This window comes from Terriglobus albidus (assembly GCF_008000815.1).
Classification (GTDB): domain Bacteria; phylum Acidobacteriota; class Terriglobia; order Terriglobales; family Acidobacteriaceae; genus Terriglobus; species Terriglobus albidus_A.
On record NZ_CP042806.1, the window covers coordinates 3029321 to 3049074 of the forward strand.

General features: G+C 55.4%; 10 protein-coding genes. 4 read left to right on the forward strand and 6 right to left on the reverse strand.

Annotated features, from left to right (window positions below):
• The first annotated feature begins 3 nt into the window (after positions 1-3).
• Positions 4-882, forward strand: coding sequence for a 3-keto-disaccharide hydrolase (locus FTW19_RS12000; RefSeq protein ID WP_147647848.1), 879 nt, complete (start codon positions 4-6; stop codon positions 880-882).
• Positions 883-964: 82 nt separating this feature from the next.
• Positions 965-2023 (forward strand): aldose 1-epimerase family protein, encoded by a 1059-nt coding sequence (locus FTW19_RS12005; protein WP_147647849.1) that lies wholly within the window; start codon positions 965-967, stop codon positions 2021-2023.
• 160 nt (positions 2024-2183) lie between these two features.
• Here the strand turns inward: FTW19_RS12005 and FTW19_RS12010 are convergent, their stop codons facing one another.
• A complete protein-coding gene (locus FTW19_RS12010; protein ID WP_147647850.1) occupies positions 2184-5810 on the reverse strand; it encodes a carboxypeptidase regulatory-like domain-containing protein in 3627 nt (1208 codons plus the stop codon).
• Positions 5811-6328: 518 nt separating this feature from the next.
• On the opposite strand from FTW19_RS12010, the gene FTW19_RS12015 reads away from it, so the two are divergent.
• A complete protein-coding gene (locus FTW19_RS12015; RefSeq protein ID WP_187143441.1) occupies positions 6329-8425 on the forward strand; it encodes a sensor histidine kinase in 2097 nt (698 codons plus the stop codon).
• A complete protein-coding gene (locus FTW19_RS12020) occupies positions 8382-9023 on the forward strand; it encodes a response regulator (RefSeq protein WP_147647852.1) in 642 nt (213 codons plus the stop codon). Before FTW19_RS12015 ends, FTW19_RS12020 begins: the two co-directional genes overlap by 44 nt.
• Positions 9024-9062: 39 nt before the next feature.
• On the opposite strand, the gene FTW19_RS12025 is transcribed toward FTW19_RS12020, so the two are convergent.
• The 5 genes from FTW19_RS12025 to FTW19_RS12050 form a co-directional block, all read right to left on the reverse strand.
• Positions 9063-10046, reverse strand: coding sequence for a nucleoside hydrolase (locus FTW19_RS12025; protein WP_147647853.1), 984 nt, complete (start codon positions 10044-10046; stop codon positions 9063-9065).
• Positions 10047-10422: 376 nt separating this feature from the next.
• On the reverse strand, positions 10423-14613 hold the full coding sequence (locus FTW19_RS12030; protein WP_147647854.1) for a fibronectin type III domain-containing protein: 4191 nt from the start codon (positions 14611-14613) through the stop codon (positions 10423-10425).
• A 684-nt stretch (positions 14614-15297) separates the two neighbouring features.
• Entirely contained in the window at positions 15298-17283 is a 1986-nt protein-coding gene (locus FTW19_RS12040) for an ABC transporter permease/substrate-binding protein (RefSeq protein WP_147647855.1), read from the reverse strand.
• On the reverse strand, positions 17276-18220 hold the full coding sequence (locus FTW19_RS12045; RefSeq protein WP_147647856.1) for an ABC transporter permease: 945 nt from the start codon (positions 18218-18220) through the stop codon (positions 17276-17278). The genes FTW19_RS12040 and FTW19_RS12045 overlap by 8 nt, the downstream gene beginning before the upstream one ends.
• Complete coding sequence (locus tag FTW19_RS12050; protein WP_147647857.1) at positions 18217-19740, reverse strand: sugar ABC transporter ATP-binding protein; 1524 nt, start codon at positions 19738-19740, stop codon at positions 18217-18219. Before FTW19_RS12050 ends, FTW19_RS12045 begins: the two co-directional genes overlap by 4 nt.
• Positions 19741-19754 lie beyond the last annotated feature (14 nt).

Below are 19754 nucleotides of genomic sequence, written 5' to 3' on the forward strand. Positions count from 1 at the left end.
CAGATGTACATCAGCAATCTCAGAAAGACGGCAGGCCTGTTCGCGGCTGCCGTCTTCTTCGTCTCCGCGACTGTGACGTCGCCCGCGCAGAAGGCTGCCGGTAAGAAGCTTCCTCCTCTTGGACCCGTGAACCGGGTTCCTCCTGAGCCGCGCAACTGGGAAGACCACACCGGCTGGACGTCGCTCTTTGATGGCAAGACCCTGACCGGATGGAGTGGTGCTCCAGAGGTCTGGAGCGTCGCCGATGGAACCATCGTCGGCTCGTCCAGCGATGCTATCCCTTCTGGCACCACCAACCTGATCTACAAGGTCAGCCAGTTTGCCAACTTCCGCCTCCGCATGGAGGTGAAGATGGAGGGTAATGGCGCCAACGGAGGCATCCAGTACCGCAGTCATATTGTTCCCGTTCGCGACCGTATTCTTCCCGCCAATCCAACGGAGGAGCAGAAGGCCCGTATGGCCAAAGCGGCTGAGCTGAACAAGAAACATGCCGCCTGGAACATGACCGGCTATCAGATGGACTTCAACTATGACAACCGGTACACCGGCCAGCTATATGAACAGAGCTCGGAGCGCGGCATCATGACCTATCCCGGTCAGGTGGTTGCATTCGAGGGGCACGGAGCTAAGCCGCGCGTTGTGGCTGAGTTGGGTACCGGCGAACAGTTGAAGTCGTACTTGAAGAAAGACGGCTGGAACGAGATCGAGATCATCGCAGACGGCCACACCCTGACCCATATCGTGAACGGGCACGTCTTTACGCAGACCGTTGATACCGACCCGGAGCGGATGGCGGCTAGCGGCTACATCGCGCTCGAGCTCGAGGGACCTGGAACATTGCGAATTCTGCATCGCAACATCTACATCAAGAAGCTTCCCTAATCATCAAGAAGGATTTACGCTGGCGCGATGGCCTTGCCATCGCGCCAGTTCTTTTTAGAATGGCCAAGGGAGATGGACGCACATGAGTTCCGAAACTCGCATTTATATCGAAGAACGTATCGGCCGGCTGTCGCAGATGGGCGGGGTGACCGCATTTGAGTATGCCGAAGGCAAGGCCAAGGGGGTTTCGGCTCTACGGGTGCGTACTGCAACCGGCCTCGAGTTCTGGGTGATGCCGGGGCGCGGTATGGATATCGGAGAGGCCACCTATCTGGGCAAGTCGTTGAGCTGGCAGTCGCCGACCGGTGTGACCAACTCATCGTACTTCTCGAATCGCGGCCTGGAATGGCTGAGCGGTTTCCATGGCGGCCTGCTCTGCTTCTGCGGCCTCTCCCACGCAGGCGCTCCGTGCGACGATTGCGGCCAGCACCTCGGCCTTCATGGTCCTATCTCCAACACGCCGGCAGAGCAGGTGAGCTGGTCAGAGGAGTGGCAGGGCGACGACTGCATCTTCACCATCACGGGAAAGGTGCGTGAGGCCTCGGTCTTTGGTCCGAACCTGGTGCTAAGCCGCAAGATCACAGCCTCGCTGAAGGGAAGCACGATCGCGGTAGAGGACACCATTGAGAACCTCGGCTATAACGAATCGCCGCTGATGGCGCTCTATCACCTCAACTTTGGCTACCCCTTGCTGACAGGCAAGAGCGAGATCTTTGCCAGCCCTACGAAGACGGACGCAGCTACTCCCCATGCGCAGGAGAGCCTCAAGCAGTGGCGTCTCTTTGAAGAGCCCACGCGCGGCATCGAAGAGCGCGTCTACTTCCACACGATGAAGCCGGGAGCGGACGGCTGGGTGAATACGCTGCTGGTGAGCGACCGGGAGAAGAAGGACTGGGCTGTAAGCGTACGCTACGACCCAAGCACGCTGCCTGACTTTGTCCAGTGGAAGCTGACGGGTGTAAACCACTACGTCCTCGGCCTCGAGCCCTCCAACTGCCGCAGCCTCGGCCGCAAAAAGGAACGCGAGCGCGGAACACTGAGGAGCTTGAAGCCAGGCGAGAAGACGGTGCTGCGGGTGGAGCTGACCGTCCACGACGGCGCAGAAGCAGTAGCCGCCGCCATCAAAGCCACCGAAGTCTAGATTCACGATACTCTCGATACCCCACCCTTCGCAGTTTCACCGCGAAGGGTGGGGTATCGCGCTTTCGCGCGACCGCTTTGTCTATACTTTTTCCCAGAACCCACTCACATAAGAATGGTCAACACCACACGCCTGCGTTGTACCCACAAATCACTCAAAATCAGAATTGTAGGCGCGCCACAATCTGACCACTGCGCGGAGGATAGTTACTGCCTGCACTGCTTATGTTGTCCCCAATATAGCCAAAGCCACTGGTGACGGAGCCGTTGGATCCATATTGTGTGACTTGGAGGAAATTCGATGTATTGCTCAGACTTGGGTAGGCCCAACGATTAAAGACATTGAAGAAGTCTGCTCGAACCTCGAAAACCAATCCCTCCTTAATACCGATCGATTTGCCGATGCCCATCTGCTCGTTTGGGTAACGAGGATTACGATAGTCGGAGAACCTTGGTTTTGAAGTCCCATAGGTACCCGATGTGGGTTGAGACCATGCAGCAGAGTTCAAGATCAAACTGGTCCTCGGATTGAAATCATGCTTATTCAGGTTGTGGAGGAATAGAGGTTGTCCGGGAACGCGATTGGCAAAGTTGTTGGGCGCAAAGGTGGCTGATGTCAATCCGTCCTGGGCGCCAGGAATGGTAATGAGAGTCCCGCTCTGATAACGGAGGATCCCGTCAGTTGTCCATCCTTTGAATAGGCGCTTCTTCCAACCCGACTCCGCCAGTCCGAAGGTCGGGATCTCGTAGCGATAGCTGATTGAAAAAGCATGTGGCGTATCGACACCGAGATATGTCTTTTGGCTCGCGCGCGGCTGGCTGGCATCCGCAATTGCGACCGAGGTTCCATACACGCTATCGGTGGTGCCCAAGTCCTTAGACCACGTGTAGGCCCCAATGAACCAAAGGCCACGCGAGAGCCGCTTCGTCATCTTGATCTGCAGCGAGTCATACCAATAGTTGCCGAGCATGGTACCGCTTACGCCGACACTGCTAAATTGAGGATATGGCCTTAATGCTTGCGCCAGGGAAGCAGTGGAAGGGAATCCAGCATAGGGAGCGGTAAAGCCTCTGGCCTTCACCGCTGGATCTGACATCGTCTTTTTCAACAAGGCGAGGTCGGTCGAGTTCGTCAAGCTGAGGCCGTAGTTATTGAGACGCTGCTGAGTCAGCTGGTTGGGGTTGACCAATCCATCGGCCTGGAACCAGGACCCACGGACGCCGACGTAGGACATCTCAAAGGACAGATCGGGCGTCAGGGCCCGCTGAAAGCCGACATTCATTTGTAGAGTTCTAGGTGGTTTACCGTTTGTCGGATGAATCCAACTAGGCAGGGTGTTGACCTGGCCGGTGTTGGGGCGGATTCCTGGATTCAAGTTGACTCCATAGAGATCATCCTGCGTATACGAAATACCGTTGGAAAACTGGGCTGCGGATAGACCATAACCGGGAGCCGTGTAACTCTTGGTGTTCCACCCAAATCCCAGGCTGTTCCCCGATCCGACATAGTTGAAGGAGGGTTGCTGACCGTAAAAGATCCCAACACCCGCATGGAAGATACTTTTCGGGTCGACTTGGTAGGTAATTCCCACACGGGGTCCGAATGCATACGGATAATAGTGTTCGAACGAGCAGTTGCAACGCCCGCTCCCATACCCTTCAAACTCCGCACCTCCGAGAAGGTTCCCTGCGGATGGATTCGCAATGTCGGGGCTGAAACGCGTTGTCCGGTATTTCAATTCATGCTGCCTTGGCTGCATGTCGTAGCGAAGCCCATAGGTTAGAGTCAACTTCCTGGTCATCTTCCACGTGTCCTGCGCATAGATGCCACCGGCAGCTCGTACAAACCAGGGGTTCGCCACGTTTCCGATGGACTCACTGTTCACATTCCCCAGGAGGAAGCTGGCGAAACCATTTCCGACAGAGCCTCCATTGAGATTCTGGCCATTGGTTGAGGGAAGTCCTGATTGTTGCGCATCGAAGGAATAACTGCCAAGCGCCTGGGTGGAAACTTGATTGAGGAAGCTTTCATGCCTCCATTCACCTCCGAACTTGAAATTGTGTGCGCCTCGAAGCCATGAGACCGAAGCAACCGCTGTCGGCTTGTTAAGCACGTAAAGCTGATAGTTGGAAGGTCCGAGGCCTAACGATTGTCCATTAATTGAGAGACCTGAGATAACAGGAAACCCTCCGACTAAGGCGCCACCCAAGCCTAGCTGGGTTTGTTGGTTAAACGTCGTGATCGGTGTTGAGTCGGGATTGTAGTAGCGCTGGAACCCAATACCGGCATGTACCACGATGGTTGGAGTTACCACGTCATCCATGTTGACGCGGACGGTATTACTCCGAATAATTTGGAACCGGCGAGCGGAGATGGGATCGGGAAGGCCATCGCCGCCATTGTCTTTGTCCGTTGCCTGCATGGAGTAGTAGCCAGACAGATGTATGCTGCGCGTGAGATTGTGATCGATCTTGATGCTTGGAATCCACTGGTACTTGTTGGCCGGAAAGACGACCGGGTAATTGTTCGTCGGATTGCTATTGGCGGCATTTGGGATTAGCGACAGAACCTTCGCTGAAGCGGGATCGAAACGGCTGGGATTGATGTAGTTGTTCGGAAAAGGATCGCGAACAGTCTGGCCGTTCACTATTCTGGTAGTCGCTGGATCGTAGATGGCGCCATTCATGATGGGACGTCCAAGGGGATCCGTTCCGATCTGCTTTCCAGTCAGAAGATAGCTCAGGTCGCCGTTACGATATGCCGCGGTCGGGACGGTCTTGAACCCACTGCTCGTATTGGCTCGGTCCCGATACATTTCGTAGTTGAAGAAGAAGAAGGTACGCTCATGGCCGTCGTAAAGCCTGGGAATCCATACCGGGCCACCGAAACTACCTCCAAAATCGTTCTTCCTGCTCTTAGGCCTCACCAGATGTCCGTGGCCGTCGTCCGTAAAGGGTTGGCCGGCGTTGAAGGCTTCATTGACGAAATACTCGTACAGCGAACCGTGAAACTTGTTCGCGCCAGACTTCGTTGTGTAGTTGAAGATTCCGCCTGTGGTTTGGCCAAACTCCGGCGGAAAACTGTCCGCCTGCATCGTGAACTCCTGAAGGGCTTCCACTGAAGGCTGTACTTCGTCGGATGCTTGCGCGAACAATCCATTGCCCGTATCTTGGCCGTCCAGAATGATGCGATAGGTCGATCCAGGAGCACCATTGATATGGATATTGTTCCAACTGCCGACCCAGGTTCCAGGTGCAATGAGTGAAAACGAGAGTGGGTTGCGAATCGCCCCGACACCGGCCATGTTGAGTGGAAGCGAATTGATGTCTTTGGAAGTGATCGTTAGGTTGTTCTCGGCATTCTCTGTTTTCAGCAGCGGCGCATCTCCGGTGACAGTAACGGTATCGGCTGTCGAACCAATTTTGAGAACTACATCCAGACGCACCGTCAGATTCACAGAGACGGTAATGCCACTACGGACCAAAGTGGTAAAGCCGGGGGCTCCGACCGTTAGGGAATAAATGCCCGCTGGTAATTCCGGGATGGTGTAATTTCCGGCACTGGTAGTCAGAGTTTGGTTCGTTGTCCCAGTAGCCAGGTTTGTAGCCGTAACTTTGGCGCCAGGAACGGCACTATCCGTCGGGTCAGTCACTGTTCCAGTCATGGCGCCACGATCCGATTGCGCGAAGCAGAGCGTTCCGAAACAGCCGAATAGAATTCCAGTCAGCAGCAGAGGGGTCAGCCCTGGGCATAAAAAAGATCGATTCTTGCGCGAATTGAGTCTCATCGTCGGTCTCCTCTAAGTGTTCATCTTCGTTCCCGGATCCACGCGAACAGCGCACTTCGGCTCAGTTGCTCTTCGTCCTTTGCGCTACCTCCTGCGCAAAGGACGAGTGCGATAGCGGTACGACGGGGACTTTCCAAAAGGAACGCTCCGAAGACTAGACCTTCGGTGAGGAGTACACAACCTACGTTCTGCCCTCAATCTCGAGGCTCGAACGGATAAGTGCGGAATAGGCGAATGGGGTAGCAGGTGAATAGTACAAATGGGCCATATTCCAAGGGGCTACCTAACCGCGTGCATTTTATATACAAGTGATGTTCCCTGCGGATAAGATCGGGAACCGGATCGGGGAGCAGGCTCCGCGCCGAAGCTCTCTTTCCGTTCAGGAGTTGGAAATGCGTCGAGTCAGGCCAAAAGATGCAACACACAGTCTGGCTCTTGCCACGGCGGGACGGTTGCGGAGAGATAGGTACAGTGACAATGGCGGTTTTTCGGTTTCGCTTGTAATTTGCATAACGACTTTGAGCCTGCTGCTTTTGGGGAGCGTTTGTGCGCAGGCACGGGAAGAATCATCGCCCGCAATCTATCAGACTGCGGCCTCAATTCATGCCCTATCGCAAGAGCAGGCCCAGCGCGCATATCCCGCACACCTGCTTGGCGTCGTCACTCAATCCTTGAACGACGGTTTCACGCTTCAGGATCGTACGGGAGGAATCTGGATTTACTTCGACCATCCTGAGCAATTTATGCCGGGTGATGAGATTGATGTCGAAGGCACTGCAAAGCCAGGCTTATTCGCACCCGTCGTGCAGGCTCTGTCTGTGCGAAAACTCGGACGCGCGCCTCTGCCAAAACCCATAAAAGTTTCGTTCAAACAGATCAGCAATGGCAATCGGGATTGTCAATACGTTTCGGTGACTGGCATGGTCCGCTCTGTGGGAATCAGAAAAGGAGCATCGAACTCGCAGAAAATATGGATGAGAATCGCCGTCGATGACGGCATCATCGATGCCACGTTCCCTGCAGCAGACGCCGACCTTGCCGCAAAGTTGATCGATGCGTTCGTTCGCATCGATGCTCCCACGATGTGCTCGAAAAATCAGAAAAGGCAGATTATCGCTGCCAATCTCTCCGTGCCCAGCATGCGTAATCTGACTGTGTTACGGCCTCCTCCTCCAGATATCTTCGCTACGCCGCTTATCCCGGTCGGCAAACTAATGCAGTATCTCTCGGGTACGGACTACTATCACCGCGTACGCGTCGCTGGCGTAGCAACATATTACAAACCCGGTGAGAGCCTTATTCTCGAAGATAGGGGACAAGCTCTGTTGGTTAAAACGGCAGAGAATAAGACGATTCAGCCAGGTGACCGGGTCGAAGCCGTTGGCTTTCCTGCGCCTGCAGACTCGGGCCCGATTCTGCAGGATGCAGTCCTGCGGCGAACAGCATCTGGCGCAGCGTTGCAACCGGCCTTAGTTAAGATCGCCGAGATCTCGTCCGGCACGATGAACAATACCTTGGTCAGTGTGGACGGCCATCTTGTGCGACGAATCCACGAGCCCTTTCGTGAAGTATTGCTGCTGCAAGATGAATCGAACATCCTACTCGCAGAATTGAATCAATCTGGTGGCTCAGATCCATTTCCAGAACTTCGTGAGGGAAGCAAGATTCGCATATCTGGTATCAGTGTGCTTGAGGTTGAAGGGATGTGGAACTATGGACTGAGGAGTGCCTATGACGTTCGGTCCAAACTTTTACTTCGAGCCCCAACCGACGTCGAGATCATTGAACCTCCAACATGGTGGACGACGCGTCACGTCCTGTACATTGCCGGTGTGTTGGGGATATTGGTCCTGGTTTTTCTCGCACAGATCATCGTCAGCCGCATAGAGAAGTGGAGGCTCGAGGCGGTGCTCGAAGAACGAGAGCGCCTGGCCCACGAGATTCACGATACCCTCGCCCAGAGTTTTGCAGGAATCGGTTTCCAACTCCAAGCAATTCTTAAAGAGATTCCTCGTGACATGCCCAGCTTGAAGGAACAAGTGAATCTGGCTCGGGATTTAGTGCGCCATAGCCATAAGGAGGCGCGCCGGAGCATCGAGCCACTGCAACCGAATTCGTTGCAGGAGACCGACCTCCTGCTTTCACTTGAAAATGCCGCGCGGAACATGGTGCAAGGAGGATCGGTCAACGTTGTTACCTCCTGTAGCGGAAATCCGCGTTCGCTTTCATTGCAGATTGCGGATGCTTTACTTCGTATCGGTCAAGAAGCCATTGCGAATGCGGTTCGTCACGCCGATCCTAGCAATCTCACAATTGCTTTGCACTACGAGGACAACACGATCCAGCTGAAGATCCAGGACGACGGTAACGGTTTTGTGAAGAGTGGAGATCTGCTTGGCTTTGGCCTCCGCGGAATGCGCAAACGAGCCGCGTCCATCTCGGGGCGACTTGACATCATCACCGGGCTTGGGCAGGGAACTTGTGTCGCTATCACCGTGCCATTACCTCCAGTTATGACGTTGTCCAATTCACTGAAACGCACTTTCAGATATGCATCGGGGCATATATTCCATGTTGAAGCTAAGCAACGAGCGAATACGAATACTGATCGTTGATGATCATCCGGTTGTCTGTTCCGGCCTGACGAATATGCTGAGCGCACGAGTGGGGTTCGAGGTCATCGGATCTGCCGCTAGCGGTGAGGAAGCGCTTGCTGTTGTCCAACAGGACAAGCCAGACCTGCTCCTGTTGGATCTCCGTATGCCAGGCATGGATGGCATTGCCGTGATGCACGCGTTGAAACACATTGAGGCTCCTCCTCGAGTAATCGTGCTGACGAGCTTTGAGAAGGACGAAGATATTTATCGCTCTATTCGCGCTGGTGCCCAAGGATATCTGCTGAAAGACACAACGGAATCAGAGATAGTTGCCGCCATCACAGTCGTCGATGCAGGCAAACGATACATTCCTCGCCATATCGCTGCCCGGCTCGCTGACCGGATGATGCGTGCCGATTTGACAGGGCGTGAATTGCAAATCCTCGAAATGCTCGCCCAGGGGTCAACCAACAAGCAGATTGCAGGAGCTCTGGACATTAGCGACAACACTGTTCGACATCATGTCAACAAGATCATGGACAAGCTTCAGGTTTCTGACCGCACCGAAGCGGTTGCAACCGCCATCCGGCGCGGCGTTCTCTCGGGAACGGACTAGCTGCGATCTCGACGCAATCGACCCATAATTCAAACTGCCCTAATTCGAGAGCATCCGGTTCATATAAAAGTTGATGAAGCGCTCAGGGTCCGACTCTAAACATACGAACGTGTTCGGTGCTCCCGCCCCTATCCGGGTAAATCCTGCGTCATCGATAGTGATATGCATTTCTTTCATCGGGCACATATCGGGCTTAACGAGGAACGCTAATGTCATTGCGTCGTGAAGCAATGGCGTAGTCTGCCCCCACAGTTGATACAAAATCAGCAGTTGATCCGTAAGTGGCGTATCCACCCTGAAAAGTAGCCGTCTGTTTACTTCATCAAATTTAAGCTGCGTAGAATCTGACGGGACCATGTACAGGGGGACATTAGCCGCCATAAGCTTCTGAGCTTCCGGGATTGCTTCCAGAATGTTCCACTCGGCAATTTGGCCTTGTGGATGGCCGAACCCGAAGTCCCAATTCCGTTTATAGAAAGAACCCCCCATAATCACAACGCGTTTTACTTTCTTGAATGTCTCCTTATCGCGATCGATCATGGCGGCCAGGTTGTACATCGGCCCGATAGCTATCAGAGTGATCTCATTCGGATACTTTCTGATGAGGGCTAGTGTGCTCTCAATCGCATCTGGAGCCGGTCTCCGTACCCCGTCCCGCTCGCCATAGCGGCGCTGTGTAAAGTGACTTTCTGGCATTGGACTAGGAACCCCTGTTGCGACGGGGATATCCGCCCGTCCCACTTCGTCAAGAAAACGCTGCAACATTGCAGTTCGAATGGAAACCAGTCCGAAAGCGCTGTTGATCTGCAATACATTCAATTCTGGACACTTCAATGCAAGGGCGAGTGCGAATGCATCATCAATATCGTCGCCAATGTCGGTATCGATAATGACTTTTTCCGAAGGAGTGAATTTTTCTTTTTGAGCGGCTGAAGTGGATTGTGCGTAGACAGGGGTCAGAGGCAGCCCAATTACGCCAATATATAAAATCCATAACGTTACGATGCTCAATGTTCGTTTCATTTTTCTTTCCTAACGACTAAGTATCCCCTGCAAGGGTGAACGGTCTTATTGCGTGAAAATCCGACACGAAAGCTCATGCATGTTTTGGAGCAGTCAGTGCTTAGGCCCTACGAACGTGCCTGCACGCGATGGGAGCGCAGGTTGCGTGAGGGCATGTTTCGTTCTTTGGGGTCCAGTTAAAATCAGTTCTTCCATGAGATGAGCCAGTTCGTCCGGCGGAATGCTGTTCAGCAGATATGCCTGATTCTTATCAGGCATATCTACCCAGCGGTTTGAGCCATCGCTGCGGTCAATAAAGTTGTAGCCAGCCGAGTGTGCATCGAAATACTTCACGCCGTTATAAGAGAGACCGCGTTCGCTCCGGAGCGAGGAAGTACTAATGGTTAATTGTTATGTCGTCCACTAGTGCCCCTCCATACTGAGAAGTGCTACTGTCCTTCGTGCCGGTGATGTCCAATCTCCGGATTGGATAGCCACTCAACCCTGTAATCTGCACCCAAGCTCCCGTGGTAGTGCCCGTAGCGTGGTTCGGTATGCTTGTATAAGGCACTGTCACAGTGACTACTGGAGTAGTGTCGTTCACATTGGTGTAGCCGGTCAGTATTACATCCTGCTTCCACCAGTCGTAATTGGTAACGTAGAGCGAGGGAATTGTCACCGGTGCGCTGAAATTGAGACTGCTCGTGTTGCTCCAGCCGCTGCCTCTTGTGGGCGTGCCGACATCGATTGACGGCGCGCCGGTATTACCCGCCTGAGTGTGATCCTGGTAACCATCGTAGGTGTAGGTGCCATAGCGATAGGTTGCGACGCCTCCTCCGTTCCAAGTGATTGTAAGACCGCTCACGGGTTGGTAATTCGATGGCACTACGCTGAAGTCGCCTACCGAGAGGTCAGTGAAGGTAAGCAAGGTGGTTGTCGGGACAGGCGATGTAGCCTGCGCGCCGATACTAGGTGAACTCGGAATCGTGTTCCCGTAATAGTCGCTGCCGCCATTAGCGGAGACGCTCACGCCCGCCCCCGATGCTGGAGAGCCGTATCGCAGCGTGTAGGCCACAGGACAGGGCTGAGGGCCAGTCAGACCTGAAGGTGCCCAGCTGCACGTTCCTGCGCCTCCAGGATTGTTCAACAGCGGGTCGCCAAAAATGGATCCACTGTCCACTGCCGCTCCTTCCCAGGAAGGCAAAGTTGTGTAGGTGGTCCCGTTCCATATCCATTCTGGATTACTGGTCGTGTAATACAGGTTGTTCTGGAACGTGATTCCGCTGATTGAATTGCTTGCGGTACGCACAAATTCCACATTGTTTGCGGAATTCGGATCATTCATGTAACAGACGTTGTCCTCGATCATGCTTCCGGTTGCAGCGGCGCCGCCCCCGTTCCACAAGCCAAAGAAGAAGCATGCCGCCGGATCAGTGGTATTCCCTGATTCGGAAACTGTATTTACGAACGTATTGCCATAAACCTGCAAGGCATTTTGCGGAGGATAGCCCGCCAGGCCAAAGGCCCCATTACTTCCTCCCTGCAAACCGTCATTCTCTGAGATGTTGTAACGATAGGTGTTGGGTCCCCAGGTCGATCCGCTGGGATTGACGGTGTAGGCATAGATCCCTGTGCCAAAGTTGTTGTGCGTGTAGTTGTATTCGACGAGGGAATTCGTGGTTCCGCCGTCAAGATCGATCGCGTCCCAATCGCATCCTGCTGTGAAGCTTGGAGATGGCCGTACGTTATACACCTCGTTGTGACGAATCGTTATGTTGTTGGAGGTGTAGGCCTCGATCCCGGCAGTTCCACCGCAGGAGGTCACATTGGCGCCAATATCGTGCACCACGTTGTATTGGATGGTCCCGCCGTTCCAGCCGTCCGCTTCCAAGGCCCCGAAAGAATCGCTGGCCGGCATGCCCAGGTTGTAGACCATGTTCCCCTGAACCAGAACATTTGTAATGTTCTTTCCATAGCCGTAGCCCGCGACACCAGGACCGTCAGGTGAAGTCACGCTGGCGCCATGCAGATTGTTGTTGAGTATCTGCACATTGTTCAGGGGCCCCTTGTTCCCGTTGATCGCGTATCCGATAACGAATATCTCGGCGCCACCTCCAGTGACCCCACTAACCGGCGCGAATCCCGTGATCTCGGAGTTCTCAACCACCAGAGTTTGTATGGGTGAAGCGTGGTGCTGATTTTCGAGTAAGACACCATTTAGCGTTTGCGAACCATTGACAATCTTCAACCGGTTCACAGTGAAGCCATTGACCGTATCGCCGGTGATCGCAGATGAACCCGTTCCCGTACAGTTCGATTGAATCGTCGCCATGCCCGTCCCATAAGATTGGAACGTAAACGGATTAAGTGCGGAGGAGTTCGGAACATTAGTGGTGTTTGCCACCAGGCATCCTGCGAATGTCTGCCCTCCCTCGAAGCTCACGATCGCTCCCTCCGGGAAGACGGACGTGTTTACCTTGTTAATCGTCTGCCACGGAGTGGATGTCGATGTCCCGTTGTTGGTGTCGTTGCCGGTAGGCGACACGTAATAGTTGACTTGATCAGGCATGATGATTGAAGCCTGATTCGATGGCCCGGAGGAGCCTGAGTAGTTGACTGCTTCCACCACGTAGTAGTAGGTCGTCGAATGCATCAAGCCGCCATCTGTGAATGGCGAGCCCGCAACGCCCTCGGCAATCAGACTCGCGGCGGACGGTGTAAAGCCGCTGGTGGTGCCCCGGTACACGTTGTAGCTCGTTGCGTTCAATACCTCGGTCCAACTCAGGCTGACAGTGCTGACCGAAATGGCGCTGGCGCTCACATTGGTGGGAGCAGCCGGTGGCGTTCCTCCGCCTCCTCCGCCCCCAATAGGATTCCCTGTGGAGTACGCACCGATGCTGGGCGGGCTCGTCAAGCTGTTGTTGTAATAATCTCTCCCGCCATTACTTGCGACGTCCACACCTGTGCCAATCGCCGGCGAGCCCGATTGCAAGGTATACGCCTGCGGACACGTCTGCGGCCCAGTCAACAAGGACGGCGTCCAACTGCACGTCCCTCCGTTGCCGGGATTGTTCAACAACGGGTTGGCCGACGCGGGGTTCGCTTCCAACCCGCTTGCGGTCCAAGCCGCGAGGCCCTTATAAATAGTTCCGCCCCAGCGCCACCAGGGATAGCTGTAATCTGTCCAATACAAATTGTTCGATAAGGTCATACCTGTTTGCGTATATGGGTTGTAATAAAATTGCCCATTCCGCCCGTACTTATCCAGATTATTCAGATAGCAGATGTTGTCCTTGATAAGCGATCCGCTGGCCCAGGCCCCTCCTCCAAAGCCAAAGTAAAAGCACGCACTTGAAGTCGACAGGGTATTTTCCGTGGTGTTGTTATCGAAGAACGTATTGCCATAGATATAGAGCGGGTTATGAGGGACGCTGCCCACAGCGTCCATGAGTCCTCCCTGAACCCCTGTCCAATCATCGTTCTCCGAAATGTTGTACCGGAAGGTGTTGTATCCCCAAATGTTCGAACCCACGTTGGGATCGTAGGCCAGTAAACCGTTTCCGGCGTTATGGTGGGTGTAGTTATATTCCACGATGGAGTTTGATGTCCCTCCGTCCAAATCAATTCCGTCCCAGTCGCATCCGGTACCTCCAAAGGTCTTGGCCTGCGTATTGCTTGCTGGCTGGACGTTGTATACCTCGTTGAATCGCACCGTGACGTTGTTGGAGGTGTATGTTTCAATCCCGGAGGTTCCGCCACACTTGGTGCTATTAGCCCCAATGTCATGGACAAGGTTGTATTGAATCGTAGCCCCATTCATGCCGTCTGCTTCCAGCGCGCCATAGGGGGCGGGATCGCCCAGGTTATAGACAGTATTTCCCTGGATCAGAACATTGGTAATGTTTTCTCCATCGCCGTATCCGCAAACGCCACAATGATCCCCGGCTGTCACGCTGGCCCCGTGCAAACTGTTGTTCAAAATTTCGACGTCATTAAGCGGCCCGTTGTTGCCATTGATCGCGTAGCCGATGACGATGATCTCTCCGCCGATGGCCGTGCTGCCGCTGGGAGGAGCGAATCCGGTAACCTCCGAATTCTTCACGACGATGGTTTGCGTCGGCGTGTTGGAACTTTGATTCTCCAGCAAGATGCCTATCGCGGTTGAGCTGCTCGCACCAGTGGTGAATCCGTTTGTCACCTTCAAGCCATCGAAATAAAACCCGTTGATATTGTCAATGGTGATCGCGGCCGAAGTGTTTCCCGTGCAGTTCGACTGGATCGTTGCCACGCCCGTTCCATAGGAATTCACCGTGAACGGAGCTGCGGCAGAAGAATTCATTATGTTGATGGAATTAAATACCAGACACCCCGCGAAGGTTGCTCCGCCCTGGAAGGAAACCGTATCGCCACCCTGAAAGAGAAAGCTGTTTACTTTGTTGATGGTTTGCCATGGCGTCGAAGTCGATAGACCGTCGTTGTTGTCATCGCCGGTCGGCGACACGTAGCGCTGAGTCGCAAGCGCCGGCACGCTAAAGAGGGTACTCAGAATTAGGAACAGGCTCCAGCTCTTCGTGAGAATCGATTTCACCGTACATTCTCCTCATTATGGATTCGAGCGTTTAAGGCGGTCGGGCAAATGAGTACCTCAGGCGCGCAGGCCGAAGAATATGCTTCGTGACAAGGCACACACATCCTACATTTCGCCCTGAATCTTATGACTCAAGCGGAGAGGTACAGAATGGTGTAATGGTGTAGTCAATGAATAGTACAAATGGCCATCTACAGACGACCAATGTCCACACCGGTTTCTCCCGGCAATTTTTCCGAGCTGGGGCAGAGTGGCCGCAGGTTCGCGGTCCTCTCCGCCGCGGTGAGGCCATGCACTCCCCCAATGCGTTGTAACAGGAAATGGTTTAGCCAAGGATGCGCTTGTTTGTGAATGCCTCTTCATAGCCTGCGAGCGGAGATTCTTGTCCCATGTCTCCGCAAGCTGTTGCTGTTTCCTGTAATTCAGGCAAGGCTACATAGTGGTTGCGGATAATGTTCGCGGTAATAAATGCGACTGAGAGCGCGGGCAGACCGAGCGAACCGATTTCCTCCAAAGCTCCGATAACAAGCAGAAGATATTGCGGGTTCTCGATCTTGATATGGAGGTTGCGCCGCCAACCCAGCTTGCTCCAGGATGGCGAGTACGGTCTTCATGGTTCGAGCTTCGCTCGAATTTCCCACCCGTCACGATGTGATGGATGGGGCGCTCAGTGTATTCGCACATTTAGAAATGCAGGCTGTCGACGTTGTTCTTATCGATAAGCAGCGGCTTGCCGAGAATAATCTCAGATCCACTAATCTCCAGATCACCCAGCCGGCCGACATGCACACTCTTGGCTCCAGCCGGGATCTTCTTCTCCGCCTTCAAAGCCCCCGCATAAACCGTCAGGTATCCAAGGTCCTGCGTATTCCACAGGAAGATCGTCTGTACAGAACCATCGTGCAGATAGGTGCGGCAGATTGAGGGCAGGGACAGGCCGATGACTTTGACGTCGCTCCGCCCAGCCTGTGCGACCGCCTCCGCCGCTCCCGGAACCGCCGGAGCCGAGATCGCGACAACCAGCTTCACCTGCGGATAGGCTTTGAGGATCACCTGAGTCTGATTGAAGGCCTTGTCGCGATCGTCATCACTGGGTTGAATGGTGGCAAGCTGCAAATTCGGATGGTCGGAAGCGACACGCTTCTTGATATCGGCGATCCACTCATTCTGGTTCTCGGCGCTCAATGCTCCGGTCACGATGGCAAACTGTCCGCCATCCGGCAAAAGCCGTGCACCTTCATCGGTCAGCGCATTGGCGATGCCGACTGGCGTGGCCTGGTTCAGAAAGTAGTCGCGTGCATTCAGTTCGGCGTCTGCGTCCCAGGTCAGCACCGGGATGCCGTGCGTGCGAGCCTTGCGGAGCACGGTGGAGATACTGCCCTTGTTCTCCACCGCGACGACGATGGCGTCGACGCCGCGCGTGATCCAGTTCTCCACCAGTTCGTTCTGCTGCGAGGCGTCGAGGCTGGTGGGTCCATCCCAGATGAGATCGACTCCGAGCTCTTTGGCGGCCTCTTCCGCTCCAGCACGGGCGCTGATGAAGTACGGATCGCCTTTGGCCTTCGGCATGACCGCAATGGTCAGGCGATGTCCAGCGGCAGCCGCGCCATTGCGATGGACGGCGGCGTGGAAGAGCAACGTGCCGACGGTCGCCAGGATAACGAGGGCAGCGACAGCAAATGCGGGCCGCTTCCACAAAGGAGCTTCGCCCGCCGTGACCTTGAACGCGCCGGTGGAACGCAGCCGGTCGACGGCAACGATCGCCAGCAGTAGCACGCCGATCAGGACTCCGGTGAGCTCTGACGGTAGCGCCATCAGATGCATACCGTTCTGCAGCACGGAGAGGAAGAAGAGCCCCAGCATCGAACCGAGCAGCGTGCCGCGGCCGCCAAAGACCGAGACGCCGCCGACCACCACTGCGGTGATGGCTTGCAACTCGTATCCGGTTCCAAGATCGGACTTTGCCAAACCGAGATGTGCGACGTATATTACGGCGGCCAGCGATGCGATGACGCCGGAGAGCACATACAGCAGCGCCAGCCGCTTGCGTACCGGAATGCCGGCATAGCGGGCGCCTTCGGCATTGAAGCCGATGGCGTAGATCGAGCGGCCGATCACCGATTTATGCAGCAGGACGACATAGGCCGTCAGCACGAGGACGAGAATAGGAAGCTGTACGGGGATGAGCTTCCAGAAGTATCCCTGGCCCAGATGGAGAAAGCCTGCGGGATAACCCGTAAAGCTCACAGCTCCATGGGTGATGCCCTCAGCAATGCCGCGATAGAGCGAGAAAGTGCCGAGGGTTACGATCAGCGGCGGCAGCCGAAGTCCGGCTATCAGGAGCGCATTCAACCCGCCGGCAGTAAGGCCCAGCAGCAGCGATAGCCCAACGCAGGCGGCAATCGGAAGATGACCGTCATGCCACATCGTGCCGAAGAGGACGGCGGTCATGCCGATGGCGGAACCAACCGAGAGATCGATGCCACCGGTAATCAGGATCGGTGTAAGTGCGATTACCAGCAGGCCGAGCTCGACCGAGAAGCGGACGATCTCAAAGAAGTTTCCCCAGCTGGCGAAGCTTGGCGCGGCGATGCTGAAGTAAATACACTCGAGCACCAGCGCGACAACGAGAGCAACTTCCGCAGCGGAGATATGCAGGCGCTTAAGCATGGCTCACCTGCCTCCGACGATAGTGGCTCAGGACATTGACCGAAACGGCCGCCAGAATGATGAGCCCTTGGATCGCGCGTTCCCAGTAGGCGCTGACGCCGAGGAAAGTAAGCGCAGGTCCAATGATGCCGAGCAGAACGACGCCAAGCACCGTCCCAGCAATCGTCCCGGAACCGCCGGTGATGGTGGCTCCCCCTACCGCCACCGCGGCAATCGTCTTCAGCTCCAGGCCAATGCCGGAGTTGCTGGGAATTTGATTGAAGCGCACTGCATTGAGCGCGGCAGAGAAGCCGGTGAGCAGTCCGGTGATGGCGAAGACCGAGAAGAGGACCCGGTTGGTGTCGATACCGAGAATACGTGCCGCTGCCTCGTTTGAGCCGGTTGCGAAGATATTTCGTCCACCTCGGAAATAGCGCAGCCCCACTGTAAAGACAACGACAAGCAGCACCGCAATCATCAGCATGAGGATGGTATAAGCCGTCTGTGAGAGACCGAATCTCTGGAAGCTGCCCGGAAGATCTCCAACCCACGCGCCCTGCGTCTGCCAGCGCAGGCCATCGCGAATAGTCACCATGGAGGCCAGCGTCACGACGATGGAAGGCATGCGCATCCAGGCGACCAAAGTTCCATTGAATGAGCCGAGAAAGGCGCCGACAACGCTGGCAATCAGCATGGCAACCAATACAGGCAGACCGGCGCGTGCGGCCACTCCCGTGACAATACTGCAGACAGCAAAGACAGACCCTACCGAGATATCGATCTGCCCAGTCAGGATGATGAGGGTCATCCCGAGAGAGACGATAAGAACCGGGACATTCGCGAGGAACAGGTCAGAGAGGTTGTCGACAGTAAAGAAGCCGTGTGTGGTCGCTGCAAGCAGCGCCAGCACCAGCAGAATGGTTGCGGCTACGGCAAGTTCGCGTGCGTGCGCCTTCATGCTTGTACCTCGTGGCCAAAGGCCAGCGACATCACCTTTTGCTGTGTAGCTTCTTCCCGGCTGAGCGTGGCGGCGATGGTGCCGTTGTAAAAGACTCCGATACGGTCACTCATCCCCAGCACTTCCGGCAGCTCGGAGGAGATGAGGATGACCGCCATGCCGCGCTCCGCGAACTCCACGATGAGTTCATGGATCTCTGACTTGGAGCCTACGTCTACACCCTGTGTCGGTTCGTCGAAGATCATGATCCCTGGCTTGATGGCCAGCCAACGCGCCAACGCTACCTTCTGCTGGTTTCCGCCGGAGAGTGCTCCGGCCACGGTATCGGTGGCAGGGGCCTTGATACGAAGGCTGGTGCGATATCCCTCTGCGACTGACTGTTCCCGATTGCTGTCCAGCAGACCATGCTTCGCCACATCATTCAGGCTGGCGAGCGTGATGTTGCTGGCGATACTCATATCCAGGATCACACCGTGCTGGCGGCGGTCCTCGGGCAGATATCCGAGGCCATGCGCAATGGCTTCAGCAGGGCTGCCGATCGTGACCTGACGGCCGTGCAAGGTGATGGGTGTATGTACCGGAGTAATGCCGAAGAGCGTCCGCGCCAGCTCCGTGCGGCCCGAGCCGACCAGGCCGGCCATGCCGAAGATCTCTCCCTTTCTCACTGAGAACGAGATATCGTGCAGCCCGGCCTCAGGATTGTTGAGGCCCTTCACCTCGATGGCGACCTCACCCGGAACGACTGATCGCTTAGGGAAGACTGACTCGATCGACCGGCCGACCATCAGCTCGATCAACTTTGCCCGATCGACATCGCAGGCATTGCAACAGGCGATGGTCTCGCCATCGCGCAGCACGGTGATGCGGTCGGCGAGGGTAAGAATCTCTTCCAGACGGTGCGAGATGTAGATGATGGCGACGCCTTCGGAGCGGAGACGTTTCACCAGCGTGAAGAGCTTTTCTGTCTCCCGCTCGGAGAGCAGGGCAGTCGGCTCATCCATCAGCAGAATGCGGGCCTTTGCTCCGATCGCCTTGGCGATCTCTACGACCTGCTGCTCCGCCATGCTGAGCGTTCCGGCAAGCCGGTCCGGATCGATGTTTGCCCCGATGGATTGAATCAGCTCGCTCGCCCGCTGTTTGCGGCTGCGCCAGTCCACTGTGATGCCGCTTTTTTCACGCTCCAGCGGCATGCAGATGTTTTCCGCGACTGTGAGGTGCGGAAAGATGGCAGGTTGCTGATAGATGGCAGCGACGCCCAAAGAGCGGGAACGGTTGGGGTCGTTTTCCGTGATGCGTTGACCGAAGATCTCCAGCTCACCCGAGTCCGGATGAATGGCTCCGGTGATGATCTTGGTCAGGGTCGATTTGCCGGCGCCATTTTCACCGATGAGGGCATGAACTTCACCAGGCAACAGCTCGAGCGAACCGGAACGAAGCGCCCGCACGCCGGCATAGGACTTCGTCAGAGACTTCGCCGCGATGGCGAGCGGTGGAGCACTGTTCGATGAGACGTTTTGCATGCGGGAAACTGGGC